General features: G+C 44.9%; 28 protein-coding genes. 7 read left to right on the top strand and 21 right to left on the bottom strand.

Going from position 1 to position 24,584, the window contains the following annotated elements; all coding sequences use genetic code 11:
• Window positions 1–49: 49 nt before the first annotated feature.
• From rplL to IPM44_01730, 4 genes are all read right to left on the bottom strand, one after another.
• The gene (rplL, locus tag IPM44_01745; GenBank protein ID QQS27278.1) at window positions 50–496 is read right to left on the bottom strand and encodes a 50S ribosomal protein L7/L12; all 447 of its coding nucleotides are present in this window, start codon (window positions 494–496) and stop codon (window positions 50–52) included.
• A gap of 27 nt (window positions 497–523) precedes the next feature.
• A complete protein-coding gene (locus IPM44_01740; protein QQS27277.1) occupies window positions 524–1,057 on the bottom strand; it encodes a 50S ribosomal protein L10 in 534 nt (177 codons plus the stop codon).
• A 213-nt stretch (window positions 1,058–1,270) separates the two neighbouring features.
• Window positions 1,271–2,131 carry a hypothetical protein gene (locus IPM44_01735; protein ID QQS27276.1) on the bottom strand — a complete coding sequence of 287 codons (861 nt, stop codon included), beginning with the start codon at window positions 2,129–2,131 and terminating at the stop codon, window positions 1,271–1,273.
• Window positions 2,128–2,346 (bottom strand): hypothetical protein, encoded by a 219-nt coding sequence (locus IPM44_01730; protein QQS27275.1) that lies wholly within the window; start codon window positions 2,344–2,346, stop codon window positions 2,128–2,130. The genes IPM44_01735 and IPM44_01730 overlap by 4 nt, the downstream gene beginning before the upstream one ends.
• A gap of 148 nt (window positions 2,347–2,494) precedes the next feature.
• Here IPM44_01730 and IPM44_01725 point away from each other — a divergent pair, with 148 nt between their 5' ends.
• Window positions 2,495–3,364 (top strand): thymidylate synthase, encoded by an 870-nt coding sequence (locus IPM44_01725; GenBank protein ID QQS27274.1) that lies wholly within the window; start codon window positions 2,495–2,497, stop codon window positions 3,362–3,364.
• A complete protein-coding gene (locus IPM44_01720; protein QQS27273.1) occupies window positions 3,361–4,287 on the top strand; it encodes a dihydrofolate reductase in 927 nt (308 codons plus the stop codon). Before IPM44_01725 ends, IPM44_01720 begins: the two co-directional genes overlap by 4 nt.
• Before the next feature lie 35 nt (window positions 4,288–4,322).
• Here the strand turns inward: IPM44_01720 and IPM44_01715 are convergent, their stop codons facing one another.
• From IPM44_01715 to IPM44_01680, 8 genes are all read right to left on the bottom strand, one after another.
• On the bottom strand, window positions 4,323–5,171 hold the full coding sequence (locus IPM44_01715; GenBank protein QQS27272.1) for a hypothetical protein: 849 nt from the start codon (window positions 5,169–5,171) through the stop codon (window positions 4,323–4,325).
• Window positions 5,152–5,784, bottom strand: coding sequence for an adenylyltransferase/cytidyltransferase family protein (locus IPM44_01710; GenBank protein ID QQS27271.1), 633 nt, complete (start codon window positions 5,782–5,784; stop codon window positions 5,152–5,154). The genes IPM44_01715 and IPM44_01710 overlap by 20 nt, the downstream gene beginning before the upstream one ends.
• A gap of 130 nt (window positions 5,785–5,914) precedes the next feature.
• Entirely contained in the window at window positions 5,915–6,862 is a 948-nt protein-coding gene (gene rplA, locus IPM44_01705; GenBank protein QQS27270.1) for a 50S ribosomal protein L1, read from the bottom strand.
• 54 nt (window positions 6,863–6,916) lie between these two features.
• Window positions 6,917–7,351, bottom strand: a complete 435-nt coding sequence (rplK, locus tag IPM44_01700) for a 50S ribosomal protein L11 (GenBank protein ID QQS27269.1) — start codon at window positions 7,349–7,351, stop codon at window positions 6,917–6,919.
• 60 nt (window positions 7,352–7,411) lie between these two features.
• Window positions 7,412–7,951 (bottom strand): transcription termination/antitermination protein NusG, encoded by a 540-nt coding sequence (gene nusG / locus IPM44_01695; GenBank protein QQS27268.1) that lies wholly within the window; start codon window positions 7,949–7,951, stop codon window positions 7,412–7,414.
• Window positions 7,952–7,971: 20 nt separating this feature from the next.
• Complete coding sequence (gene secE / locus IPM44_01690) at window positions 7,972–8,157, bottom strand: preprotein translocase subunit SecE (protein QQS27267.1); 186 nt, start codon at window positions 8,155–8,157, stop codon at window positions 7,972–7,974.
• A 115-nt stretch (window positions 8,158–8,272) separates the two neighbouring features.
• On the bottom strand, window positions 8,273–9,679 hold the full coding sequence (locus IPM44_01685) for a hypothetical protein (GenBank protein ID QQS27266.1): 1,407 nt from the start codon (window positions 9,677–9,679) through the stop codon (window positions 8,273–8,275).
• 127 nt (window positions 9,680–9,806) lie between these two features.
• Window positions 9,807–10,895, bottom strand: coding sequence for a polyprenyl synthetase family protein (locus IPM44_01680; protein QQS27265.1), 1,089 nt, complete (start codon window positions 10,893–10,895; stop codon window positions 9,807–9,809).
• A gap of 261 nt (window positions 10,896–11,156) precedes the next feature.
• Here IPM44_01680 and IPM44_01675 point away from each other — a divergent pair, with 261 nt between their 5' ends.
• Complete coding sequence (locus tag IPM44_01675; GenBank protein QQS27264.1) at window positions 11,157–13,196, top strand: prenyltransferase; 2,040 nt, start codon at window positions 11,157–11,159, stop codon at window positions 13,194–13,196.
• Here the strand turns inward: IPM44_01675 and IPM44_01670 are convergent.
• A complete protein-coding gene (locus IPM44_01670; GenBank protein ID QQS27263.1) occupies window positions 13,193–14,203 on the bottom strand; it encodes a hypothetical protein in 1,011 nt (336 codons plus the stop codon). The genes IPM44_01675 and IPM44_01670 overlap by 4 nt on opposite strands.
• Window positions 14,204–14,291: 88 nt before the next feature.
• Here IPM44_01670 and IPM44_01665 point away from each other — a divergent pair, with 88 nt between their 5' ends.
• On the top strand, window positions 14,292–14,987 hold the full coding sequence (locus IPM44_01665; protein ID QQS27262.1) for a TIGR00730 family Rossman fold protein: 696 nt from the start codon (window positions 14,292–14,294) through the stop codon (window positions 14,985–14,987).
• Here the strand turns inward: IPM44_01665 and IPM44_01660 are convergent.
• Both IPM44_01660 and IPM44_01655 read right to left on the bottom strand, forming a co-directional pair.
• Window positions 14,984–15,451, bottom strand: a complete 468-nt coding sequence (locus tag IPM44_01660; protein QQS27261.1) for a hypothetical protein — start codon at window positions 15,449–15,451, stop codon at window positions 14,984–14,986. The two genes, IPM44_01665 and IPM44_01660, sit on opposite strands and share 4 nt — an antisense overlap.
• On the bottom strand, window positions 15,448–16,308 hold the full coding sequence (locus IPM44_01655; protein QQS27260.1) for an alpha/beta fold hydrolase: 861 nt from the start codon (window positions 16,306–16,308) through the stop codon (window positions 15,448–15,450). The genes IPM44_01660 and IPM44_01655 overlap by 4 nt, the downstream gene beginning before the upstream one ends.
• Window positions 16,309–16,446: 138 nt before the next feature.
• Here IPM44_01655 and IPM44_01650 point away from each other — a divergent pair, with 138 nt between their 5' ends.
• A complete protein-coding gene (locus tag IPM44_01650) occupies window positions 16,447–16,863 on the top strand; it encodes a hypothetical protein (protein QQS27259.1) in 417 nt (138 codons plus the stop codon).
• A gap of 3 nt (window positions 16,864–16,866) precedes the next feature.
• Here IPM44_01650 and IPM44_01645 read toward each other — a convergent pair whose 3' ends face one another.
• The 6 genes from IPM44_01645 to IPM44_01620 all read right to left on the bottom strand — a co-directional run bounded on the left by IPM44_01645 (window position 16,867) and on the right by IPM44_01620 (window position 23,015).
• Window positions 16,867–17,199: a hypothetical protein gene (locus IPM44_01645; GenBank protein QQS27258.1), complete on the bottom strand. Its 333-nt coding sequence runs from the start codon at window positions 17,197–17,199 to the stop codon at window positions 16,867–16,869.
• Window positions 17,196–18,674 (bottom strand): hypothetical protein, encoded by a 1,479-nt coding sequence (locus IPM44_01640; protein QQS27257.1) that lies wholly within the window; start codon window positions 18,672–18,674, stop codon window positions 17,196–17,198. Before IPM44_01640 ends, IPM44_01645 begins: the two co-directional genes overlap by 4 nt.
• A 70-nt stretch (window positions 18,675–18,744) precedes the next feature.
• Window positions 18,745–19,566 carry a WecB/TagA/CpsF family glycosyltransferase gene (locus IPM44_01635; protein QQS27256.1) on the bottom strand — a complete coding sequence of 274 codons (822 nt, stop codon included), beginning with the start codon at window positions 19,564–19,566 and terminating at the stop codon, window positions 18,745–18,747.
• Window positions 19,563–20,672 (bottom strand): glycosyltransferase, encoded by a 1,110-nt coding sequence (locus IPM44_01630; GenBank protein ID QQS27255.1) that lies wholly within the window; start codon window positions 20,670–20,672, stop codon window positions 19,563–19,565. Before IPM44_01630 ends, IPM44_01635 begins: the two co-directional genes overlap by 4 nt.
• Window positions 20,669–22,006: a hypothetical protein gene (locus IPM44_01625; protein ID QQS27254.1), complete on the bottom strand. Its 1,338-nt coding sequence runs from the start codon at window positions 22,004–22,006 to the stop codon at window positions 20,669–20,671. Before IPM44_01625 ends, IPM44_01630 begins: the two co-directional genes overlap by 4 nt.
• 1 nt (window position 22,007) lies before the next feature.
• Window positions 22,008–23,015 (bottom strand): rod shape-determining protein, encoded by a 1,008-nt coding sequence (locus IPM44_01620; GenBank protein ID QQS27253.1) that lies wholly within the window; start codon window positions 23,013–23,015, stop codon window positions 22,008–22,010.
• A gap of 112 nt (window positions 23,016–23,127) precedes the next feature.
• Here IPM44_01620 and IPM44_01615 point away from each other — a divergent pair, with 112 nt between their 5' ends.
• Complete coding sequence (locus IPM44_01615) at window positions 23,128–23,946, top strand: PEGA domain-containing protein (GenBank protein QQS27252.1); 819 nt, start codon at window positions 23,128–23,130, stop codon at window positions 23,944–23,946.
• Window positions 23,943–24,575, top strand: coding sequence for a hypothetical protein (locus tag IPM44_01610; protein QQS27251.1), 633 nt, complete (start codon window positions 23,943–23,945; stop codon window positions 24,573–24,575). Before IPM44_01615 ends, IPM44_01610 begins: the two co-directional genes overlap by 4 nt.
• Window positions 24,576–24,584: the final 9 nt, after the last annotated feature.

Raw genomic sequence — 24,584 nt, 5'->3', positions numbered from 1 at the left:
AAGCCACTCTTTCGAGTGGCAATTAGTTTAAATTTAACTGACCTCTTGCTTACTGAAGTTCTACAGTGGCACCAGCAGCTTCGAGCTTAGTCTTAGCTTCTTCAGCCTCTTCCTTTGGTGCATTTTCTTTCACCATAGTTGGAGCGCCATCAACTACCGCCTTTGACTCAGCCAAGCCAAGTCCGGTAATTTCACGAACTGCCTTAATGACATCAATCTTCTTTTCACCAGCAGACTGAAGGAAGATGTTGTACTGGCTCTTCTCCTCGGCAGCTTCTGCAGCTTCACCAGCAGGAGCAGCTACACCAGCTACTGCAACTGGGGCAGCGGCCGACACACCGTAGTGGTCTTCAAGGGTGGTTACAAACTCAGAAAGATCGAGTACGCTCATCTTATCTAGTTCAGCTACAAGTTTTGCAAACTTTTCTGGAACTTCTTTCTTTTCTTCTTTTTTATCAGCTGCTTCTACAGCTTCGTTTTTGGTCTCTTCGGCCATAATATTCTCCTTAATTTAGAAGTAGCTTTAAGCAGCTGCTTCTTTCTTTTCCTTAATAGCATTAAGTGCATACACTAATCCTGACAAATTACCGTTCAACACTCGGACCATGCCCGAAAGTGGAGCGGCAACTGTACCAACTACCTGCGCCAAAAGCTGTTCGCGGCTTGGGAGCTGTGCTAATGCCATCACAGCCTCACGAGTGAGGATCTCACCAGCTTCATCAATTCCGCCAACAATCTCGAGGGCGTCATTTGTTTTCGCAAAATCAGCCATGAGCTTAGCCGCCTCTACCTCGTCTGCACCAAACGCAATTGCCATAGGGCCAGAAAATACTTCAAGTTGAGTGATTTCTTTGGCACTCTGCTCGGCAGCTTTTCTTACTAGCGTATTTTTAGCAACCGTAAATGTGATGCCATTTTCGCGCAAAATATTACGCAAATCACTGATTGCTGGCACATCGAGGCCACGGTAGTCGGCCAGGACAGCAAGTTTAGCACTATCTAGGTTCTCAACCAACTTCTGGAGGTCTTGTTCCTTTTGAATGCGAGTCTTTGCCATACTGACTCCTTTATTTAATTTTTAATGAAAATCTTAGTGCGAGCACTTTAAGACACGGGGGACGTAATCAAATAGATATTCGTCATCGCCTCGGGAGCAAATTAAGGTTTAAATATATTAAAAACCAGCGCCTGTCTTCGGTTCGTACTTTATGTATAGTACCAGATTTAGATGTCTTGGTCAATAAGCCCGATGAAGCTCGCACGACAAAGGCTATTTAACTTCCAATTGCATAGTGCTACTGTCATTAAAATGATCGTGCAACTTAAACTCACCAACTTCACTTAGAATTATCACCGTCTTATCACTTGGATTTAAGTCGGTTTCTTTATAAACCCCATAGCTTCCGTGGGCACTATGATTACCAAAAGCTACCTTATGCATTGAACCACCAGTGTTTTGAATAACCAGTATATCGCAGATATTCACACTTAGCTCATTCTTGCTAAAACCATTTTCATCAACCGTAACATCAACCACTCGACCAAGTGCACCACAGCTAGAGCTATGGCTAGGTGGTGTTGGATTTTGATATAGAAGTAATGTTAATCCTGCGCTACACAGACAAATTGTAATCACACTATATAGTACCTTAGAATACCGCCCCTGCATCAGTACTAATATTCCATGAGCTACACCAACAATAAACAATAATCCAGCAAGGCTTTGGTGATAGATTGTAAGCCAGGTCGCATGGTCATGCCCGCCGACATGTCCTTGATCGTGAAAAGCCAATATAGCGGCAGTAATTAGAAAGCCAATACTTTTTATAATATGGGTTAGCTTATACTGTTTCGCATACAGCAAAATCACCAAACCAACAAACAAACTCAACATATCAATTAAATAATGCTGTTGGTTAGACAGCATCATGAAGTTGTAATTACGAAAAATAAAATCAAAACCATTGAATAACAACTGATTATACGTGACACCCGCTATAAATAAAATAAAAACAAAGCCCAAGTTATAACGTCGTAATGAAATTTTTTCGAAACCCACAAGAGCCGTAATACAAGCTAGTGCGACTAATCCAATGCCCCATAAGTAATGAGCTAGCATATCAATTGTCATTTTGCTTTTCTCTTTGCCTGTTTACGCACTGGCCAGATAACTAGCAGTACAATAATCACCACTATTATGACGGCAACTGTTGTTACAATCATTATATCTTCCTGAATAAAACTATCATCTTGATGACCACTACTATCACCTAACACTAAACTTTGCGTGGAACTAGTTTCTGAGCTATTACCATCGCCATGAGCAATTTGATTTTGGCCTAACATAAACATCACTATAGGTGTAAGCATAATAATAATCAAGATTTAAACCCAGTCTATTGTTCTCATGTCTCTTCTATGCTTATGGTTTATCTATATCTAGATAGTTGATACGATAATGCTGTTCTATTGACCCTTGAAAACAGAGGTAGCTATGACTGAACCTGAACTGCAATATCGCAACGTCCTGCAGACTATTCTGCAGACTGGCGAGTGGCAAACCACCCGTCAGGGACCAGCAACCAAGGTAGCGTTAGGGCTAACCATGCGCTTCGACCTTTCTGAGTGTTTTCCAATGATTACCGAGCGTGATATATCGGGCTTTTGGCGAGGTGCAATCGGTGAGCTCTGCGCCATGATTAATGGCGCTAGAACTCTCGAGCAATTTGCCGAGTTTGGCTGTACTTGGTGGGGGCCATGGGCGACTGAGAATAAATGCGCCAAGCGTGGTCTTACCACTGGCGATATCGGTCCTGCTTCGTACGGCGATGTCTTTGCGAACTATCCCGGACCAGATGGTAGTCCGTTCCAGCAATGGTTGGCTCTTGTGGATCAAATCAAGCGTGAACCTTCCCTCAAGACACACGTTATTACGAACTGGCTGGCTGGTCACCTTACTCGAGCTTATGGGCACCAGCCCACACCAACTATTGCGCCTTGCCACGGTCACGTGCAGGTTACAATCCTGGCTGGCCGGCTGAATCTGGAAATGGTCCAGCGTTCGGGCGATGTACCGGTGGGTGTCCCCTCGAACATGGTGCAGTATGGCGCCATCGCGCTGGCGCTTGCACACTTGACGGGTTATAAGCCTGGTTGGTTTGTGCACCACGTTGCCAATGCCCACATCTACGAAGATCAGCTAGACTCGGTCGACGAGATGCTATCTCGAGTACCACGCCAGCTCCCTACTGTGAGCACCAACTTCCAAGGAGTCAGCTTGATAACAGATGTGAGGTCGAGTCACTTTGCCGTCGCAAATTACAACCCTCATCCAGCCATCCGTTCCATACCGGTGGCAGTATGACTATCGCCATGATCGTAGCCGTCGGACAAAACGACGAAATTGGCCTAAGCGGTGAACTACCGTGGGGACATGTACCTGAAGACATGAAGCGCTTCGTCGCCCTAACTTCAGGGCACGCAATCTTGATGGGGCGAAAAACTCATCAATCAATCGGCAGACTACTGCCCAAGCGACAAAACTACGTCGCCACCCGAACCGGAGAAGTGCCGTCAGGAGCAATTCCAGTCCGAGATCTTGATCCTTTCTTGGCTGACTGGCGCGACTCGGATGAACTGCTCTGGGTGATTGGTGGAGCTGAGCTCTACGCCTACGCCGAAGAGTTTGCCGAGCGCCTTGAGATTACTCGTTTTTCGGGCAAATTTCAGGCCGACACCTACTTTCCGGCCATGCACTGGTCGTGGTGGGAGTGTCTGTATCGTGAGAGTGAGCCATCTTTTTCAAACCACGAGATAACCGGCATCGTGTTTGAGTCATGGAGAAAAGTTGCCGGCTGGCAAGCACCGCTCTACAATCACGCAGCAGCTCGAACTGATGCGCAACGTGCTGAAATGGTTCGGTTAGAAGAAAATCGTCAATGTCATTTCTGCAACAGAACGGATGTTGACAAGATAATCCTCGAAAATACCAGCTGGTTTGTGCTGGCCAACACCTTCCCTTATGCCAACACCAAACTTCACCTGCTGGTAATTCCCAAAAAGCACTACCTGACACTGGCTGAAATACCCCAATCTGTCAGGCAGAGCTATTTGGAGATTATCACCGAGGTCGAAAGCCGGTTTCGACTGGAGGCCTACTCCCATTTCATGCGGGTTGGAACCATGGCTAGAACTGGAGCCTCAATTGCCCATCTACATGGTCACATTGTCGTTGGCGACAATGAAGAGCCAGGTTTTGAGCCAGTACGAGTAAAGCTGGCAACCTAAATAGAACACCCCCTGCTTGTTTACAGGGGGATTTTTTACTGAACATGGATTATCTCCACTCCAGCACCGGCTAAGACATCTTCTCCGTCCAAAACGGAGTAGCCTTCTTGATAGAAAAGTCGAGCAATGCCAGCCGAAGCCAGCAACTTAGCACAACCCGGACACGGAAAGGTAGTAACATAGAGATCTGCACCAGCTGTGGCAACCCCTTGTCGGGCGGCTTCGGCAATCACCCCAGCTTCAGCGTGTAAGTATGATGAGACCTCAATATTGACGCCCTTCTTAAACAAACCTCTCGGATCCCCCCTCATCATCACGGCCTCAATATTCGGTAGCGGTCGATTGTAAGAGGCAATCACAACTTCCCCGTCAATCACGAGAGCCGAAGCGACTTGGCGCCAAAAATCTGGACTCCAGGACGTAATTTCGTCCAAATCCTGCCAAATACTCTGCATACTGACAGTCGAGTGACCTTGAGTCGGCTCTGGTTCAGCCAGCTCAACATTGCCATTATTCCAGCGCAGGAAAGCCGACTCAAAAACTGGTGTCACCGATGGCGGAAGATACTCTATAACCGATACCAACAACTCATCCTTGGGCATAACCAATGAACCAACTTCACCATCGAGTGTGGTAAGCTCATCAAACTCCAAAACACATATCTTACCATGAAGATGCAGGGCTCGAAGCGCTACTACCACATCATCAATCGGCAATCGACGAATATCTTTGACGATTGGTCGAAACTGCCCCAGTGTCTCGGGGCCCACCAAGGCAATAAATCGTGCATCACCGTGCCTTAATAGCCAGCGCCGTATCCCTTCATGGATAACCGGCGCGTAGAGGTACACACCGTATGGCTTCTTACTTTGATTCGCCATCATGCACCCCATCTGTAATCCCTAGCACCTGATTCATCACGTCGGTAACGATATCTGGTGCGACCGACTGAAGCGCATCCGCAAGGGCCGAACTAAGCCGATCCTTCATACCGATTTGGGCCCGTCGAATCTTGGCGCTGGTCGAGGTACTGGAGCGCGGTTCGAGCACCACCACCCTGCTGCACAGTTGCCTCAGCTCGATAAGTTCCTGGTCGGTATAGGTTTCTTCGGTAGCCAACAGCACATCGGGTTGAATCCGCCGGATTAGCTCCCAATGCTGAAAGTTCTGCTGCTTAACAATTACCAAGTCTACCGGCCTCTGGTAGCACAGCATGGCAGTGCGCTCATCCTCGGGAACGATTGGTCGCCCCTCACCCTTACGAGCCCTAACTTTCTCATCGCTATCGAGTCCAACTATCAAAACGTCACCCAATCGCTTGGCTTCAGCAAGATAGAGAACGTGGCCGATATGCAGCAAATCAAATGTGCCTTGAGTTAGCACAATCTGCTGATTCAGTGCTCGCAGGCCACTGACGATTTCTGAGAGGCGCTCAAGGTCTGGGATGATCCGGCCAGTTGGATCGCCTTCGAATTGCTCAAGATGGAATCCAGCCATCTACCTTTCCTTACACTAGTAGGTACAAATACCTATCTAGTGTAGCGGTTTGGCTCACACTCTACCAAGCATAAGAAAAACACCCACTAAACTAGAGGGTGTTTTTCTAAGCTCCTATCCTATAAAAGTACTATTTTTTAGCTAGCTCAGCTGGATCTAGCTTAATACCGGGAGTCATCGTAGCTGAAACAGAGATACTTTTTACGTATGTACCCTTCACACCACTAGGACGATTAGTCTGTACGCAATTCAAAACCGCTTTAAGGTTTACCAACAGATCCTCATCCTTAAATGAAAGCTTACCAACCGCAGCATGAACTATACCATTGGCATCATTCTTAATTTCCAAGCGACCTTTTTTAATCTCACCAACGGCTGTCGCTGGATCGGCCGAGACTGTACCACTCTTTGGTGATGGCATCAGGCCCTTTGGCCCAAGTGTCTTGGCGTGCCGACCGAGCTGAGGCATCATATCTGGAGTAGCCACCAATACATCAAACTCAAAGCTACCCTTACTAATGGCTGTGAGTAAATCTTCAGAATTGGTTAAGTCGGCGCCAGCTTCTTTAGCTGCCTTAGCCTTCTTCTCGTCACTTGTTAGTACCGCAATACGGACTGATTTACCAGTTCCAGCCGGCAACACAGTAGAGGCTCGTAGCATCTGATCGGCCTGACGTGGATCAATACCCAAACGCACATGTACCTCAAAAGTTGGGTCAAATTTTGCCTGATTGATTTTCTTAACTAATGTCACTGCTTCTTCAGTGGTATAAAGCTTAGTAAAATCAATTTCCTCACGCATAGCCTTCTGCTTTTTAGAATATTTCTTGACACGAGGCTTTTGCTTAGGCTTTGGAGTATCTTCTTTAGCTGAATTTTCAACCTTACGAGCTTTCTTTTCAGCTTCAGCCTCTGCTTCTTTAACAGCTTTTGCGCTACGCTTACCGGCCTTAGTAGTACTCTTTTTTGTAGGTTCTTTTGCAAGAGTATCGCCTTTAATATTTTCTTCAACTACTTCCTCGGTAATCACTTGTTCTTCTGGAGTAATCTCAGAAGTTTCTTCTTGTTTCTTTACCATAATATTCTCCTTGTGGTGCAATCAGCTTAGCCCTGTAAGCCTCCCACGGTTAAATTATTCTGCCTCAACCTCAACACCCATCGAACGAGCCGTACCAGCAATCACTTTTTTAGCGGCTTCAATGTCATTGGCATTTAAATCATCAATCTTTTTCTCAGCAATTTCAGTCAACTGAGCTTGCGTAAGCTTACCAACCTTCTCTTTATTTGGCACTCCACTAGCCTTTTGCAAGCCAAGTGCCTGCTTAATAAGAACCTTAGCTGGTGTACCTTTCACAACAAAATCAAAGCTCTTATCTTCATAGATATAAATCTTAGTTGGACACTGCGCGCCCTTCATATCTTTAGTTTTTTCATTGAAGGCGTTAATAAAGTCCATCATGTTCACGCCATGCTGACCAAGTGATGAACCAACTGGTGGAGCTGGTGATGCGCCACCTGCCGGAATAACCATCTTTAAACTTGCTGTAATTTTCTTCTTTTCTGCCATTATTCTACTCCTTTATGTGGTGCAAACAGCTTCACAACATGTGAGCCTCCCACAGATTATTTATACGCGCCTTACCTGCAAACTATCCAATTCAACTGGTGTCTCTCGACCAAACATCGAAACCAATACTTTAATTTTCCCTTTTGACTCATCAATTTCAGCAATCTGCCCATCAAACCCCTTAAACGGACCATCGGTAATATTCACCAGCTCACCAACCGAATAATCGATATTAAATTTTGGCTCTTCAACTCCCATACGCTTTTGAATCACCTTAATTTCATCCTCACTCATTGGGCTTGGCGTAGTGCCAGTACCAACAAAGCCAGTTACGTTTGGCGTATTGCGCACAATGTACCAAGAGTCTTCCGTTACCAGCATATTAACTAATATATAGCCAGGAAAAATCTTGCGCTCTACAATTCGACGCTTACCATTCTTAATTTCAATTTGATTTTCCTTGGGCACAATTACGTCAAATACCTTATCTTTTAAGCCCAATGTATCAATGCGATGCTTAAGATTTTGTGCAACCTGATCTTCATACCCAGAGTAGGTGTGAATTACATACCAATGTGATCCTGGGGGTGTATTCTTCATACGATAAATTATTCCTTACTTTAACGAGTGATAAGACGCTCAAGCCCGAGCCGAAAGATATAGTCAAAAACTGCTAAATAGAGAGCCACCGCTGCCGTAAACCCAAGGACCACAACCGTAAGAACAGTTGCTTGCTTGCGTGTTGGCCATATAACACGCTTCAGCTCATCCATGGAACTCTTAATATAGCGAGTAATCTTCTTCATATAATCAGTTTTTAAAGACTTGCCTGCAACTTAAAAAAGCCGCCGAGGCTTTGCCTTAATACTCTACCTATTTTATCAAAATAAGTCAATCCCATCACCACGTACTTACCAGTCATCATTGTAGTAGCTCTTGCATCGATGTTGGTATATCTTGCACCAAATCTTGATACGCAGTATTAAAGCCTGGCCAAACTAGAGCAATACTACCAACCAGCAACAATACATAAACAACCAATAAAAGACCTACCTCTACAATTATTCTGCGACGCGACTTCTGGTGCGCAACATCGCTCATCATCTGTGAAATCTGCTTTGGATAAGCTCGACGAATCAACCACTGATAAGCTCGAGGCCAATAACCAACCGACCAAATTGTAAATAGCGATAACACAAAAAGCACCAAACTAGATGCAAAAATAAACAACAGCACTCGCCCAGTCGTCGTGGTAATCTGCAACAATCCATAAACCACAGTGGCCCAACTAATGCCAGCCACCAATCCCACAGTTACCGCAGTCATCAAGAGCCAAAAAAAGCCGATACCCAAAGCTGGGAGCCAATTGCGAAAAATCAGACCAAATGAACGCACGATTATAAAGCTGGCCGGACGGTTTGTCAGCGACAACATAACTCGAGTAATTGGACGATGAGCTGTTACTAGCCAGACCAACATCCAACTCATGACAATCAATACATTCAACATCAGGCTCCAGCTAGTTCGCAAAGTATCGGTCTTTGCAAGATGTATGTACCAAACTGCACTAGCCATGATTACCGTCAAAGCAGTGGCAAATAACATATCAAAAGCAGCCACCCCAGCAAATCGCCAAATTTTACCAGCAGCCTGAAGCCAAAGATGACGCACATTAGTATTGCGATGATCAATCTTGCGGGCAGTCAAGCCATAGGCAACAATCAAGCAGAGATGACGCACAAACCAAATAATCCCCATAACTGAAGCAACTCCAGTTAGAAACCATAGAATGTGCGTCGGATTAGTGTGTTGCAAGAAGCCAACAGCTTGAGCATACAGCTCGCCCAGAGGTTTTTTCTGGATCTCAGCAACTAACATAATAAGTGCGGGCAAGAATATATAGAGCCATGTCATCGGCGATAAAACAACAATACCAAGACTGGCTAAAATACTCTTTTTTGTTCGTCCCGCTAGCAATGATGGCACAACCACTCCCGACCATAAAGATTGCTGGGGCATCCCCGTGGATTGGTCTTTTTCCATATGAACTACCTGCTGTGACTTCAACGCTTGAATTGCCCCAATTTGTGGCTCTGGATGCATCACCGCCTGATGATGAGCTGTGAACTGGATTGCCTTAGGTAGCGGCTTCTCACCAACCCGCACAGCCCTACGCTTAGCCGATTGAGCTTTTGGCACTGCCTCAACTCGACGAGCGACAGCCGGGCCCAGCTTATCCCCCGTACTTAAGGAATAACGTATGCCATCAACCGTTACCATACGTTTAGCGCGTGGGGATGGAGGGTTATTTGATAATTGCTTCACCATAAAAATTACTGTCTAAAATATCCGCTAAACACCAACTTTAATTTAAAAAATAGCATACCTACCCTCTATTATACTGCTTTTGCTTCATCAGTTCGAGTAATAATATTGCTTTTCAGATATCCAATGACTACTTGGTTCTGTTAACAATATACTCCGCCAAATCCATAAATAATTGTGGTAGTTCACCCGGAAGAGCTAGTTTAGAAATCGCCTTTTTGGCTGTATCGGCCTCAGCCTGAGCTGTAAAAATTGTTTTTGCCTTAGCTCCATTATCGGTTAGAATTTTACGAACTTGTTTTAAGTCTTGGGTATTGATATTTTTATTTCCTAACTTGGATTTAATGATTGCTCGATCTGCATCGTTAGCAAACTGTAAACCATAATGCATTAAAAGCGTTCGCTTACCTTCACGTAGATCTGAAATAGTTGGTTTACCAATTTCTTTGGCTGAGCCAAACATACCAAGTAAGTCATCGGCTATTTGAAAAGCTACCCCGGCATGCAAACCATAACGCTCCAATATTGATAAAATTGTATCATTTGCACCAGCCAGTACTGCGCCCGATCGCAAAGGTGCCACCATAGAGTAATGACCAGATTTATTAACATAAATACGTCGTATCTGCTGAGGAGTTTGTCTTGATGAGAGCGTTGCAAAATCCTCCACAAACTGACCGCCAACTAATCGAAAATGCATCTTTAAAAAATCTGCTAGTAGTCTTTCACGTATCTCTGGCTCGGTTGGAATTGTCGTAATCAGCTCCACCGCTAGTAAAAATGCCGCATCACCAGCCATTAGGGCAGCATTTAAGGCATGCTTATGGGTCACCTCTTCTGGAAATTTACGCCTAAGCTGCCTCTCATAAACTCCAGCGATATTTAACCCACCATAACGCTGATAGTCCTGATCCATAATATCGTCATGAATTAAAGCCCCTAAATGATAGACCTCCCAAGCTAAGGCTAGGCGGGCAAAAGCTTCATCATTTCTACCACCACCCAATTTGTATCCTAAATAAGCCATAAAAGGACGGAGGCGCTTGCCTCCGCGCAGTGAAAATTTCTTCATCTCTTGTAATAGGCGCTTGTACTGAGCATCAAATTTACCTGCTTCAGAGGCTCGTAAATCAAAAAAGATTGCTAGCTCACGATCAGTCAAGGCCTTCACCTCAGCAATTGTATTTACCAGTTCAGGAGATTTTTCTAACTTTACCATCTATAACTCCATTATAAATAAGCTTACCAGATAGGATGATAGTCCGCATAGCTTAGTCCAATATTATGCCTTCACCGCCTATTAAGTTCAAGACAATTTATCTCACCAGGACAACTCTTCACGTGACTGAATAATTTTAGTATCTAGCCGACCAAACAAAATAGCCTATAAATAACCGCTCACCACTGGCATTATTTTTATCCAACTATGGTGTTAGTATTATATGTACGACAGTTTAGTGGAGTTATTTTATTTTTTAGCATGAACAGATTGAAGAACATTATTCATAAAATTATAGCCAACCCAAAGCTACAAAGAGTTAGCCAGATCATAGCTATATCCAGGCCGGTCAGATGGATAAATTCAGCTATTCCATTTGCTATGGCCTATCTTCTATCCGGTGGACAGCTAGACCAGATATTTTGGGCTGGGGTGACATACTTCCTACTACCATACAATCTGCTACTATATGGCCTAAATGATATTTATGACTATCAGGCCGACCTAAAAAACCCACGCAAGAAAACCCGCAATAACTCCCTATTAGCCCCATCATCACGTAGCCTGTTATGGGCGTCTATCTTAACTACAAATATTGTCAGTCTGCTCTGGCTGGGTTCACTCATTCCCGACAATAGCAAACTTAGCTTAGCTCTGGCAGTCCTACTGGCAGTAGCTTACTCAATTAAAGGCCTGCGCTTTAAAGCCATTCCTTTACTCGACTCAATAACTGCCTCCTGTCATTTTGTATTACCAGCAGTTTTTGGCTTTTTAGTCAGCCCTCAAGCCAGTATTTTATGGCCACCGACTATTGCCTTATTTTTATGGGGAGTAGCCTCTCATGCCATGGGCGCAATCCAAGATATCACATCAGACAGAATTGCAAAAACTAAAACTATCGCCACTCAATGGGGGACTCGCAAGACTATTCGATTTGTCTTTTGGTTATATGTTGCAAGTGCCATAATCACCAGCCTGATCTTTTGGCCATCATCACTACTAGCTGGCTTGCTAGCCGGAGCCTATGCGCTTAATGCTGCCATGTTTCTCAAATATACTTCAGACGCTCAAGCCAAGCAGTTTCGCCGAGCTTGGACAAATTTCCTTTGGCTCAATTATGTCGTTGCGGTTTGGCTCATCTTCCTTACCTTATTCATTGCCGATCCTCTAAGTTTAGGCCCCTCAAAAATTGACTATATCCTCACTTTTTGTACATTATTTTCAATTGGGCAGATACTATTAATAGCTCATAATTTTGCAGTATTTCGCCGTCCCAAAACTCAACGCCTTGACGAATGGCCAAGGCTCACCATTATGACCCATGCCTACAACCAAGCAGAAAATATTTCGTCCACCCTACTCGCTGCAATTGGTCAAAACTATCCTGACTTTGAAGTTCTTTTCACCGACCTCGGTAGCGATGATAATACCAAAAAGATTGCTGAAAATTTTACCGATAAGCACCTACGCATCGTAGCGATCGATCCAATCAAGCCAGGCTGGGGAGTTAACGCTTGGGCCGCTGACCAACTCTTAAGACACGCAACTGGTGAATATGCTGTACTAATCTCAGCCGATACGATACTACTGCCTAATACGCTTGCTCAAATTGCCACCTTACTGGAACAAGAAAAGCTAGATGTTTTATCACTACTATCGGCCGATCAAAATAAATCACTCGCCCAAAAAGCAATCTTAAGCCACAACCAATACCTAATGCTAGCCGCTTTCCCGAGTGGTTTTCTCCAAGAGTATGCCCCTGAGCGCTCAACAACCCATGGTGCTATCATTGCATTTGATAGTGCGAAAATCCGCCGCCTCAATGGCTTTGCAGACGTAAAAGCTAGCCCACTTGAAGACCAGGAGCTCTTCCATCGCGCTAAAGCCAAAGGGCTCCAAGCTCGGTTATTCCGAGCCAGTGATCTTGCTACCAGCCAGAATCATCTCGGTTGGCGCGGTATTGTTGAAGATAATTTACAACGCTTCTATCCAGCCCTACGCTTTCATTTCCCGCTAACAATCTTTCTAGTATTAAGTGGACTATTGGTATTCTCAGCTCCAGCCATAATTCTTATCTATAGTGTAATTAAAGAAACTCAAGTTCACCTTATTCCAATCATTATTGCTCTTGCTACGGCAATGCTAACACGATTTTTAATTGCGCTAGAAACCAAGCAAGATGTTTTGATACAAATTACAGCACCGATAACCAATATAGCTGTTATGCTCATGATATTTGGATCCATGGTGCGCTATGAACTACGCAAGCCACGCTATAAAAATCGCACTGGCATCGTTTAATTTTGAGTTGGCCCACCTTTATTAATATTGGTGGCAGCTACCGAACTATTGGTTTGACTTACTTGGTTTTGCGCAGTGGTAATTTGTGTTGTTGGTGGAGGTGCAATTGGATTAGCTGGCGGTGAAGCCACGGTAGATGATTTTATAATATATGACAGGCCATATAGACCAGCTCCAAACAGTAAGGACCCCAAGCTATACCACACCACAATCGACGATATGCTTCGGATTACACGCAAGCCAATCGCAAGTTCAGGTTGCGATGGGTTGATTGGTACCCCATTTGATACAACCCAGATTAGAGTTGCAAGTAAGCCAGCTGATATACATATCCAAGCTGGGCGCCGCAACATAGCTCGCCCATCCTTACGCCCCAAAAATATCAGCCAAGCCAACAAAGCTATAAATACCAGAAAGCCATAAAGAGCAAAAGCTTTCAAGACATGTAATCCAGACTTAATGGTTTTTAACATCACCGTAGCTTGTGAGGCAGATTCAGTTGTAGCTTCAGGTGTCTGAACCTGCCGTTGAGAGGCCAAGCCCTGCACCTGAGTAATATCAATCTGGTCAGGTATCTGTTTGCCAATCTGTGCCACTAAAGCTGTTTTTTCTATTTCCGAAATTTGTGATTGCGTTAGCTCACTGGCTAGCGAAGTTTTTAACGGTGCAAGATTAATAATAAGCTGTGGTGGTGGTGTATCGTCGGGTTGATCCAACCAGCCAACGATATCTACCAGCAATGGCTTCATGATTATCTCAACTTGCTGAGCGGTCATGCTCTTTTCAAAGGCCTGAGTTATCACCTCACGATATTGATCAGGTAGATTGGCGCTCGAAAGCATTGCCGTACGGGTTTGTGTGGCCATCATTTCATAAAGATTACCGGCTACAATTAGCTGATTAATAGCAGTGGCCGAACCAACAATGGCGAGTATGCTCCATGCAGCAATCAGGGAGGTCAATAATAATGATAGGATAACTACTAATGAGCGTTTTAAAAACTTCATTGTTTAACATTGTGTCATAGCCATCCAAATATCGCCACCTACTAAAATCATCAACCAAAACGCCAGTTTGTTTTGCTATAATAAGCTTATGCACAGTAGAGATTTACGCAGTCTGCGTGACTATCAAGATCATGCCCAAAACTCTCAACCAATAATCGATGAAACTACCGAACGACTCGACCGTATTGAGACAGAGTTTCGATTAGCTTTTGACTTTTTAAGCAATTTACCAGATAGTGTGTCAATCTTTGGTTCGACACGCGCTCAACCCAATTCGGTCGAGTATACGACAGCCCGCAAACTTGCCACCCGACTTGTTCAGGAGAAAGATCTGGCCATCGTAACAGGAGGCGGTCCGGGTATCATGGAGGCGGCCAACCGTGGAGCCCTGGAGGCTGGTGGAATTTCAGCTGGGCTAACTATTGAATTGCAAACCGGTGAACCGATTAATCCCTACATCAATAAGTCATTAAGCTTCCACTATTTTTTTGCCCGCAAAATGGCCTTAAGCTTTGCTGCTTCGATGTATATTTTCTTTCCTGGTGGTTTTGGTACTATGGATGAATTTTTTGAACTCATCACCCTAGTACAAACTAAAAAAATTGAACGTATACCAATCTTTTGTATTGGTACGTCATACTGGCAACCACTCCTAAGGTTTATGGAGCACTATATGTTCAGGTCAGATAGCTACATTGCAGAAGCAGATCTCGGCCTTTTTACTGTTACTGACGACCTAGATCTAGTTTTGGAATGCACTAAATACTGCCAAGTTCGTCATTAAACACGGCGAGTCTTGATGATTTTTAATGAGCGACTACCGTTAGTAACGAAATAATCCACAATATTATGTACCGTCACTTCAGGCAATGCAAAATGGGCCGCAAGCTGCTCAAGCTGTATATTGGGCGATAAAATCGTAAAGACAATTACTGTTGGTAGTTTATAGTGACGCAAATGCTCAAATAGGGTCCGTGATAATTCCAACTGAGTTGTTAATAAATTATCTTTTATATTTGCGTGTAGTGGTAATTGCAATTCACAGGTGGCACTATCTAGCCGACAACGACTCTCATGGGTGGGTATTACCAAAATGCTCTCAAAGCCCAGCTGAGCACCACCTCGCTGGTAAATAAGGTCTGGATTTTCATCGTAGAACGCAAACTCGTACTCGTCAAAATCTGGCGTTACGGCAAGGAATTGATCAATTAAATATCTCTCGCGTTGCTTTTTAGCTGGAATCATCATTTTCTTGATCCAATCTTCATATTCAAGGCTGTATACCAAGGGTCTTCCTTGGTCTTAATAGCTCGCACAACCGCCCGACAGTAACGAGCAGTTAGCTCATGAGGTACCATCACCCGAATAATTCTGGTATGGGGGCGACCCAAAAACGCCCGTTTTAAGTTATTAGCCAAAACTAATTGGTCCAATGTTCCATAAAGTACAGTTATAGGCAACTCTTCTGGAAGTTGCTTAATATCGGTGCTGGTTGTCTGCAATTCAATGGTATTTTGCAAAGAACTAACAACTGGATACCAGGTAGCTTCATTCAAGGTTGCCTGCCCTACAAGATTTGGTGAACGTCGCAATAAGGCTTTTGCTGATCGAATTGCCCAACGCTGTGGCGTGGCGCGTAGCGCACGGTAGAATAGCAGGTAGCCAGCATCTACTAGCCCTTCCAGCCTTTTCTTGCCGCTATCCGAGCTACGTGACTCATAAATTGGCATCGCCAATAGCACTAATCGCTCAATAGCACGAGGATGAGTCGAAGCCCAATGAGTCGCCAGTAGCGCCCCCATCGAGTGACCGACAACAATTGGACGCCCCCACACACCATGCCAAAACAATGTCCAGCGGATGGAACGCAGATGCTCCTGGGGCGTATAACGCACATGCGTTGGCTTAGGGCTATCTCCATGGCCCAATAAATCGAGTGTGATACAGCGGTAATTATGCGATAAATCTTCCACAACAGGCGACCATATCTCGCCAAATGAAGCTATACCATGAAGAAATACCAGTGTCTTACCACGCCCCACCTTAGTGGTCTTTAATAGATACGGTATACGTAAAGTGTGGTGAACCCATTCCGGCAATAACATAACATCTATTATAAAGATTCCCACCCATTCTCGCGAGCAAATCTCCCTTTTATAGACTGAATCATACTTCTGTTATGCTAAGTTGTCATGGTAAAATATTTTAACAGCACAATACCTATTAACTTTTAAAGAGGAAAAATGGAAGAACCCAAAACTACACCAACAAACCCCGATAATGACACTACGGCCACACTTGAATCAATCCATCGCTTAATGCAAGACGCAGCCGAAACACGCGAAAAAGTAGGTGCCCTACGCGATCAGCTAAAAGATGCTATGGAGCAGAATGAAGAATATCGCGCTATTGCCGAAGAAATTAAGGAGCTAACAAAAAAGCGCTCTGATGCCAAACGTGCCCTACAGGAGGATAAAGACTATCAGGTCATATCAGCTGATCTCGATGATTATCGCCTCAAATTACGCGACATCCAAGATATCCTCTCACAACACCTCGTACTCTACTACAATCAAACTCAGCAGACTAAGATTGTTGACCAAGGTGGCGAAACACGAAGCGTCATCCTAAGTGCAAAAGTTGGTAAAACTGAAGCCTAGTAGCTAAGCTAGTTCTTCTGGGGAGATCTCATGCCAGGCATCCGCACCTGTCTGCTTATAAAACTCCACTCGATGCACAAGCTCGGCCGGATCATATTCATGCTCTACTTGCTGAGCTGTTCCTCGATGCGCGTAGCGTGTTTTGGTGCTTATTACCGCGGGTGAGCTAATTCTAATAACCTTATATTTATCACCTTCTTTTTCAAAAATTATTTCGTCGTGTAGCCGTTCCAGCTTTTGCTTACCCGGAATATCCTCGGTAAATTTTTTATGTTTCGCAATACCATACTTCTGATCAATAAGGTCAACTAATTGCTCCCAAGCTTGGTCGCTCATAAGCTTGTAGCCATGCGAATAATGTCGTCCTGATCAATACCATGATCACCAGACAGCGTATAAAGTGTACCCTGGTTAACCCAGGCAGCCTGATTATTACCAAAGACATAGATCGTCAAGCCCTGTGACTGTAGAGCTAGATAGTCTGTAGCGTGCTTTAAAACGTACTGTTCGAGCACAGCCTGACTATCCCAGTCACTCTTCTGCTGTTCAACCTTTAGAGTCTTACCATCTTTTTCAAGCTCGTAGCTCACATTCCCATCACCAGATTTCAGAGACTGCGCCTTCCCCCAACCGCCTGGTACAAAGCCAGGTACCGAGGCCGATAAACCAGACCGTAGAGAAGCAATCTTAACATTAATGTCATTAGCATTTACTTGCCACAAAAATACCCCTAACAAAGCCAAGCCAACTACAGTCATCACTACCGCTGTTGGACGAGCCGGACCAGATTTTTGCGTCGCTTCCGAGACAGCACTATCACCGAGTGCTAACTTTAACGCATCCTCTCGACTCATCGTCACGCCAGCCACGGTAGTGGTTGTTGATGAGCTATCCGTCGAAGGTGAAGGTGTCGATGGGGGCTGCGATGGAGTAGCTTCTACGGTGGTAGGTGCGGCTGCACTACTGGCTGACGGTGCAACAATGTCGTTTAGTACCCGTCCATTTGTAGCGGGGCTCGCTACTACGGGCGGTTGAGGTGCACTAGGGGCTGGGGCTAATTCCGTTGATGCTGGGGTTACGACAGGAATCGATTGCCGGTCCGGAGTTGGTGGAGGTGACGCTATTGCGGCCATTTCTTTTATCTGCGCATCAGATAAAACTGACTCATCCTTAGCATCTAGGCTATGTATTTCAGCACCAATTCTCGATTGTAGCTCTGTAGTTGGCGAACTAGAAACAGTTGGAGCCTGAACAGTATTACTTACTGGTGCCGGTACTGGAGCAACAGGTGCTGGTACTGGAGGAAGTGGGGCTGAAGCTGTAGTGGGTGGGGGTGGGGCTGGGGCAGATGGAGGAGGAGTCGGCACTGGAGCGGCGGATGCTGATGTCGAAACAGCTGGAACGGGGGGTGCAGTCGACGCAACTTCAATAGGACCTACCTCTGGTACTGGCGTGAGAGTCTCTAATACTGCAGGAGGAACAACTGGTTCTGGTGAAGTCTGAGGTGGGGCTGGTGGTGGAACGACTGAGGTAGGCGGTGTCGATGTGACTACAGGTTCTGACTGTGGCACCTGTACGGCTGACTGAGGATCAGTAGGTGCCGAGGTCGCTACCGTACCAGAAGTGTTGGTCTGCGTTACTAAACCATCTGCACTAGGGCTACTAACAGACCCACCTAAACCAACCTTCTGTTTGTAAGTCGCTTCTTCATTAGAGTCGGCTGGTTGCCATGGCGTACCACAATTAGCACAAAATATTTTACCGGCAATAACTACACGATCTTTTTCTTCACAGTCTGGACACTGACGCATAAACCCCTCGAGTTACTTAAGCTTAACCCTTATTATGCCGACTTATATCATAAGCGTAAAGAGGTAATGCCTACTTTTGTTGTCCAAGCTTGTAAATTCCCCATATAAACTTAGGTAATGCTAGTTGCCGACGCCATCTTTGTGGCTCTAAAATTAACCGCCATAACCATTCAAGACCAATTTGTCGGAGCCATTTTGGAGCTCGTTTTAGCGATCCGCCCATCGAGTCAAAATCAAATGTACCACCTTCACCAATCAATATTTTTGCTATAGATTTCGATTTATTACGATTGATAAACATTTCCTGACGCGGAAAGCCTTGTGCTACAAACAATATATCTGGATGTTGGGTACGAATTTCATCTACCAGGTGCGGCTCATCGACTAAATCATAATACCCGCTCCAAACCTTCAAAAGCTTAAGTTTTGGATAAAGCCGGCGTAGCGATTCCTGTGTCTGCCCGACATCCCTAGGTCCACCTAAAATACCCACCGTCCAGCCTTTATTGCTAGCCACTCGTAGCAGCCTTTTTGTAGCATCCACACCCGCCCCTCGCTCTGGAATAATCTGCTCCCGCCACTGCTTATTCTGCACATCAACTACCAGCGAGTACACCCAGCGCCAAAATCCAGTCTTACCAGCTAAATAACTAGCCGCCCACTGAACACCCACGCCATCAGCAACCACACGATCCATTTCGGTGAGTATTATAGTCAATTTTGGATCTTGCCAAGCCTGCGTAAAAAACTCAACATATGGCTTTGCTATACAAAAACTCTGTTTAGCTGAGCTCTCTAAGTGTCTTTCAATATCATGAATTAAATCATCTTGAGTAATAGCATCAAACCACAATCCCCCAACATTAACTCTCTTATTAGTTGAATGTTTCATAGCATCTTATCCATAGCTTGCTGTATGCCAGCTCGAAATTTTTCATAACTAAACTTATTCGCCTGACGGTGCATCTTAGCCCTATCCCAGCTCTGTGCCTCAACTCGATCTAGTGCCTGCCTAACCTGCTCAACCATAGGTTCATCAAAAAATTCAGCAGTCACATGTTCTTGCATGGTTTCCGTCACTCCACCCGATCGCAATGCTACCACTGGAGCCCCGCTAGCTATGGCCTCTACCGGCGCAATACCAAAATCCTCTACATTGCAAAAAATAAAACCTTGTGCCGTAGACAACAATTTAAGCTTATCGGCCTGACTAACTCGTCCAAGAAAACGAATATTAGTTGCACTGCCAGCTAATTGTTCTAAATTTTCGCGCTCTGGACCATCACCAGCAATCAGTAGTTTTCGCTTCGTCCCTTTAAAAGCGCGTATCGCCAAATCAATCTGCTTATACCCTGCTAGCACCGAAACAATCATATAGTCATCACTTCGATCGGTAGCAGCCACTGGTGGAATATGTACTGGCGGGTAAATAATGGCCGATTGTCGTCCATAGAATTTTTTAATCCGCCCAGCGACAGTTCTACTAATTGCAATAAACTCTCGTCGAATTTCCTGCGACGAGTAAAAATCCCACAACCTCAGCTTTGATGCCAACTGAGTAACATACGCTTTCACCAGTGGGTTTCGGGTGCGTTCATTTAAGGCTTGAGGCCAATAATCCCACAGCATCCGCGCTGGCGAATAGCAATACACCAGCATTTTTGTAGAGCCCGATAATGGCGCGTTCTTCACCCAGGCCGAAGATGAAGCTAGCACTATATCATAGCCGGCGGTCGATATGGAGAGTACCGCTCGACGCACAAAAGGCAAGAGCAGTTCTGGTCTCTCGCGTATTTTTTTGGGAAAGTGCTGTAAAAAGCTAGTTCGGACTCGCCTCGTGCCTAGTTTTGCACCAAATTTTTCTCTATTACATATCAGTGTAGCCACATCGGCTTGTGGGTACATTTTTAAAAGCTCAAAAAAAACCTGCTCTGCACCACCTTCTTTAGTATTTAGCCAATCATGTAAGATCAGGATTTTTGGAGAATATGTCTTCATAATACATTTCCTTCTTTTGGTAATTTTGCAGCATAGAGAAGACCGCCCACCCCAAACAATATAATTGCCAATGTCGAGTCGGCTAAAGAGTGCAAGAAAAGAGCCGACACCATTATTCCTAAAACTGCCCCCACAAAGCCAATCCGCAGCGGACTATATATCTCTAACTGCCTAACACGACGCATGACATGAGCCAGCAGTAACAGCATCAGACCCAGACCGATTAAGCCAACTTCTATCGCAATTTGTAAGTACCAATTTTCGGTCAGCAACGTTCGTGTAGCATAAAAACTAGCTGGTCCAGCCATACCAAAACCCAATCCGCCCGGATGCGCCACTAAGGCTACGTAACCCTGCGCTAAAGCTGTAATATGCCCCTCATCACCACCTAGTAGGCCAGTTGATGTCAGGTCCCCACGCACGAGAAATCGATCAAAAATAGTGGCCTGGCTATTTGTTAATGCGCTCCATATAATTAGCCCCACACCCAATCCAATTACCACAAAAATCAATATAGTAGTCAGTCGATATTTTCTAGGTACTGCAAGCAAGACTGTCATCGCTACCGCAACCCCTAGGCCCACCAGAGCACTGCGTGAAAATGTCGTAATCATCGCTAAAATAAATAATATAAATAAACTCGCACTCACCAGTCGTTGTTGTCGTGACGCTCCACGCACAGCAAAAGCTAAAGCTATGGCTGACGGAATAATCAAATATGTCCCAAGCTGATTAGGGCCACCTAAAGTTGAAAATGTACGGCCAAACGGAAAATCTGGATGAACTCCCTGAAATGGCAAAATAGTTGCCGAATTATAGCCAATGCTGGCCATAAAACTAGTTGGCACTACAAAAAACTGAATTAGAGCCAATACAGCCACCACTACCGCCGACCCCAGTATTACACGAGTTAATTTTTGTCCTGAAACAGACTTTGCAAATGGTTGAACTGCCAAAAATAACACCAATGGAACTACAGTAGTTTTAGCTCCCACCAAAAATGCCCTACCATAGCTGGCATTTACTATGTTAGCCAATAGTCCAGCTAACAAGATAAGCCCCACCAGCACTACGGCTGGCTGGCGCACCAACAAGCGCCACTGCTTACTTTTACCAATCACCAACTTCGATACAATCAAAAAAGATGCCAGACCTGTAATTACTAAAGTTATCAGCTCCTTCCAAACCGATAATAATTCCCCCTGTCCTGTCATTGACCCACCCCAAACCACCAGTAAGGCATGAAATGGTACGAGAGCCAAAAGTACAAGCACCAACTGACCACCAAATTGCCGGAGGTTAGCGCTACTAATATGCTGGCGGAATCTTATCATGTTATCGATTAGAAATTACGCTACGTATATAATCGTCAAGATTTTCTAGGGCAATACCAGTCCCTCGCGCCACACATAGCATTGGTTCATCAGCCACATAGGCCGGTACGCCAGTAACTTTGGTCATTAACTTATCAATATTACGCAACTTCGAACCGCCACCAGTCATTACCATACCTCGATCGATAATATCGCTCGACAGCTCAGGTGGGGTTTGCTCCAATACAGCCTTTACCGCCCCAATGATTCCGTCCAGCTCATCTGATATTGCTTGGGTCACCTCATCGGAGTCCAGCTTGATAGTTTTTGGCAAGCCAGCAATCATATCACGGCCACGTATCTGCATCGTCAGCGGTACCTCTAGCGGCAGAGCCGAGCCAATCTCCTGCTTAATATCTTCGGCTGTTTGATCGCCAATAATAAGCCCATATTTACGCCTAATGTAGTCAGCAATGGCCATATCAAGCTTATTTCCACCAATCCGAATGGAGTTCTGTGCCACAATTCCACCTAAAGACAGGATTGCCACTTCCGTTGTGCCACCACCAATATCAACAATTAAATTACCAGCCGGTGCCGCAATTGGCACTCCAGCACCAATGGCCGCCGCTACTGGCTCGCGAATAATATGAGCCTTTCTCGCACCAGCCGCTAGAGCCGCATCAATTACTGCTCGTCTTTCTGTAGACGTTACTCCGGCTGGCACAGATATCATCAGCTCTGGCCGACTCAAGCGAATCGTTCCAGAAACTTTATCAATAAAGTGCTTGAGCATGGCCTGCGTAATTCGATAATCAGCAATCACTCCATCGCGCAGGGGTCGATTAGCGGTAATAATATCTGGCGTTCGACCCAACATTTCCTTAGCTTCATTACCAATCGCTACAATCCGATTGTCATCTACTGAAACCGCCACCACACTCGGCTCATTGGCTACAATCCCCTTTTTGGGTACATACACCAAAGTATTGGCTGTGCCTAGGTCAATCGCAATGCGTCGTTTTATCATAACTACCATTGTATCGAAAAAAACCGCCACACTCCAGATAGACTATAATCACCCGACGAATCCAGCTTTTCTGGTATAATTTAGACCACTAAGTTCTAACTTGCAAGTATTTATGAAGATATCTAAAAGAACTCGTGATTTCATCTCTTATTTAGTCGGCGGTACAGTTGTTGTCGCTGGCACATTGCTATTAATAGCAATCGCCAATGGCTGGCAATACAATATTTTTACAGGAGAAATTACCGAAACAGGCCTAATTCTAATGGGTAGTGAGCCAACTGGGGCAACCATTACTATAAATAATGAACGTCTACCACAAAAAACGAATTTCCGCTATTCCAATGCACCAATAGGCAATTATGAGATACGCTATGAAAAAGATAAATTCCGGCCCTGGACCAGCCTTACTGCAGTTCAAGCCGGCCAAGTTACCTTTGCCGATCATGCCTGGCTTATCCCAAATGAAATTCCGGCCCGCAGGCGATATGAAGAACTGCAAATAACTCAAGCCACCCAAACTCAAGACCGCAAGCGCTTTGTGTTTGTCGATAACACCACACCAACCGAACCTCAGCTATTTACTTCAACCGACCTAAAGCGTCCACCTGTCCCGATGGCTACAAATGCCCAACTTACCGCCTCGGTCGGTTCACCTGTTACTGGCATCGATTCCATACAATTTTCCGATGACTCCACGAAAATCCTCTTTCGAGCTACTTTAGCCAGTAACACCAATCAATGGCTAACTGCTACAGTAAATAATAACGATCAACCAGCTATTGTGAATATATCGCAAACCCTGCTAATTACGCCAACTTGGATTAGCTGGGTACCACGAGGTAACAACGAAATTATCTACACCGAAAAAAATATTTTACGGCGTGCCCAAATTCATGAAAAAACATCTCTGGCATACTGGCTGAGAATGTGATTTTTGCCGAATGGTCTGACGACTGGCTAATCTTTATTACTAATCAAGCCTCGGCTAGCCAAACCACCGCCACTCAAAAGCTCTTTATTCGTCCTATTAACGCATCAGCCAATGAGGAGGTCACAACCCTAACAACCGTAGGCCAAGCCTTTACAGCCCGCTACATCCGCACAACCGACCGCGATTATATTTCCTTACTTAACAAAGATCAAAGCACCCTCACGCTATATACCGGTATTTTCCGCAATCGAGACCGACGCACCGAAAGTATTATTGGGCACAATGTCAGCGCAATTAATCTGAGCCCTAATAATCGCTTCCTGGTACACAATGCCGGAAACCACATGGTAACGCTCGATCTTGAACGCTTCAAGCGCTATCACTCCGATACTTCGCTCGAAGGCCTAACGGATTGGTCTTGGATGAATGATCAACATCTAGCCATCAAACTGGGAACCGATCTAAAACTAGTTGATTATGACGGGCAAAATAGCGAACTTATCACTAAAATTAGTCCCACTTCCCCAATCCTCTTTTTTGAAAATAAAACCCTCCTCTATTTACAACAGGAAAATTCTCGCTCCTACTTAACACAATCTTATCTAGATCCTGAAAAATTTACTGAATAAAAAAGAGTA

This window comes from bacterium, from assembly GCA_016700035.1.
GTDB lineage: Bacteria > Patescibacteriota > Saccharimonadia > CAILAD01.
Note: the sequence above shows the minus strand (reverse complement) of the source record. Positions and strands in the feature narration are given on the sequence as shown.

What these genes read in the sequence shown, in the direction of transcription:
- IPM44_01635 (QQS27256.1), bottom strand. Translation starts at nt 19,566, where the DNA reads ATGAAACATTCAACTAATAAGAGAGTTAATGTTGGGGGATTGTGGTTT.
- IPM44_01710 (QQS27271.1), bottom strand. Translation starts at nt 5,784, where the DNA reads ATGGCTGGATTCCATCTTGAGCAATTCGAAGGCGATCCAACTGGCCGG.
- rplK (QQS27269.1), bottom strand. Translation starts at nt 7,351, where the DNA reads ATGGCAGAAAAGAAGAAAATTACAGCAAGTTTAAAGATGGTTATTCCG.
- IPM44_01735 (QQS27276.1), bottom strand. Translation starts at nt 2,131, where the DNA reads ATGACAATTGATATGCTAGCTCATTACTTATGGGGCATTGGATTAGTC.
- IPM44_01675 (QQS27264.1), top strand. Translation starts at nt 11,157, where the DNA reads ATGAACAGATTGAAGAACATTATTCATAAAATTATAGCCAACCCAAAG.
- IPM44_01685 (QQS27266.1), bottom strand. Translation starts at nt 9,679, where the DNA reads ATGGTGAAGCAATTATCAAATAACCCTCCATCCCCACGCGCTAAACGT.
- IPM44_01650 (QQS27259.1), top strand. Translation starts at nt 16,447, where the DNA reads ATGGAAGAACCCAAAACTACACCAACAAACCCCGATAATGACACTACG.
- IPM44_01670 (QQS27263.1), bottom strand. Translation starts at nt 14,203, where the DNA reads ATGAAGTTTTTAAAACGCTCATTAGTAGTTATCCTATCATTATTATTG.
- IPM44_01620 (QQS27253.1), bottom strand. Translation starts at nt 23,015, where the DNA reads ATGATAAAACGACGCATTGCGATTGACCTAGGCACAGCCAATACTTTG.
- nusG (QQS27268.1), bottom strand. Translation starts at nt 7,951, where the DNA reads ATGAAGAATACACCCCCAGGATCACATTGGTATGTAATTCACACCTAC.
- rplL (QQS27278.1), bottom strand. Translation starts at nt 496, where the DNA reads ATGGCCGAAGAGACCAAAAACGAAGCTGTAGAAGCAGCTGATAAAAAA.
- IPM44_01630 (QQS27255.1), bottom strand. Translation starts at nt 20,672, where the DNA reads ATGAAGACATATTCTCCAAAAATCCTGATCTTACATGATTGGCTAAAT.
- IPM44_01720 (QQS27273.1), top strand. Translation starts at nt 3,361, where the DNA reads ATGACTATCGCCATGATCGTAGCCGTCGGACAAAACGACGAAATTGGC.
- IPM44_01665 (QQS27262.1), top strand. Translation starts at nt 14,292, where the DNA reads ATGCACAGTAGAGATTTACGCAGTCTGCGTGACTATCAAGATCATGCC.
- IPM44_01640 (QQS27257.1), bottom strand. Translation starts at nt 18,674, where the DNA reads ATGCGTCAGTGTCCAGACTGTGAAGAAAAAGATCGTGTAGTTATTGCC.
- IPM44_01615 (QQS27252.1), top strand. Translation starts at nt 23,128, where the DNA reads ATGAAGATATCTAAAAGAACTCGTGATTTCATCTCTTATTTAGTCGGC.
- IPM44_01715 (QQS27272.1), bottom strand. Translation starts at nt 5,171, where the DNA reads ATGATGGCGAATCAAAGTAAGAAGCCATACGGTGTGTACCTCTACGCG.
- IPM44_01655 (QQS27260.1), bottom strand. Translation starts at nt 16,308, where the DNA reads ATGTTATTGCCGGAATGGGTTCACCACACTTTACGTATACCGTATCTA.
- rplA (QQS27270.1), bottom strand. Translation starts at nt 6,862, where the DNA reads ATGGTAAAGAAACAAGAAGAAACTTCTGAGATTACTCCAGAAGAACAA.
- IPM44_01645 (QQS27258.1), bottom strand. Translation starts at nt 17,199, where the DNA reads ATGAGCGACCAAGCTTGGGAGCAATTAGTTGACCTTATTGATCAGAAG.
- IPM44_01660 (QQS27261.1), bottom strand. Translation starts at nt 15,451, where the DNA reads ATGATGATTCCAGCTAAAAAGCAACGCGAGAGATATTTAATTGATCAA.
- IPM44_01740 (QQS27277.1), bottom strand. Translation starts at nt 1,057, where the DNA reads ATGGCAAAGACTCGCATTCAAAAGGAACAAGACCTCCAGAAGTTGGTT.
- IPM44_01730 (QQS27275.1), bottom strand. Translation starts at nt 2,346, where the DNA reads ATGTTAGGCCAAAATCAAATTGCTCATGGCGATGGTAATAGCTCAGAA.
- secE (QQS27267.1), bottom strand. Translation starts at nt 8,157, where the DNA reads ATGAAGAAGATTACTCGCTATATTAAGAGTTCCATGGATGAGCTGAAG.
- IPM44_01625 (QQS27254.1), bottom strand. Translation starts at nt 22,006, where the DNA reads ATGATAAGATTCCGCCAGCATATTAGTAGCGCTAACCTCCGGCAATTT.
- IPM44_01725 (QQS27274.1), top strand. Translation starts at nt 2,495, where the DNA reads ATGACTGAACCTGAACTGCAATATCGCAACGTCCTGCAGACTATTCTG.
- IPM44_01680 (QQS27265.1), bottom strand. Translation starts at nt 10,895, where the DNA reads ATGGTAAAGTTAGAAAAATCTCCTGAACTGGTAAATACAATTGCTGAG.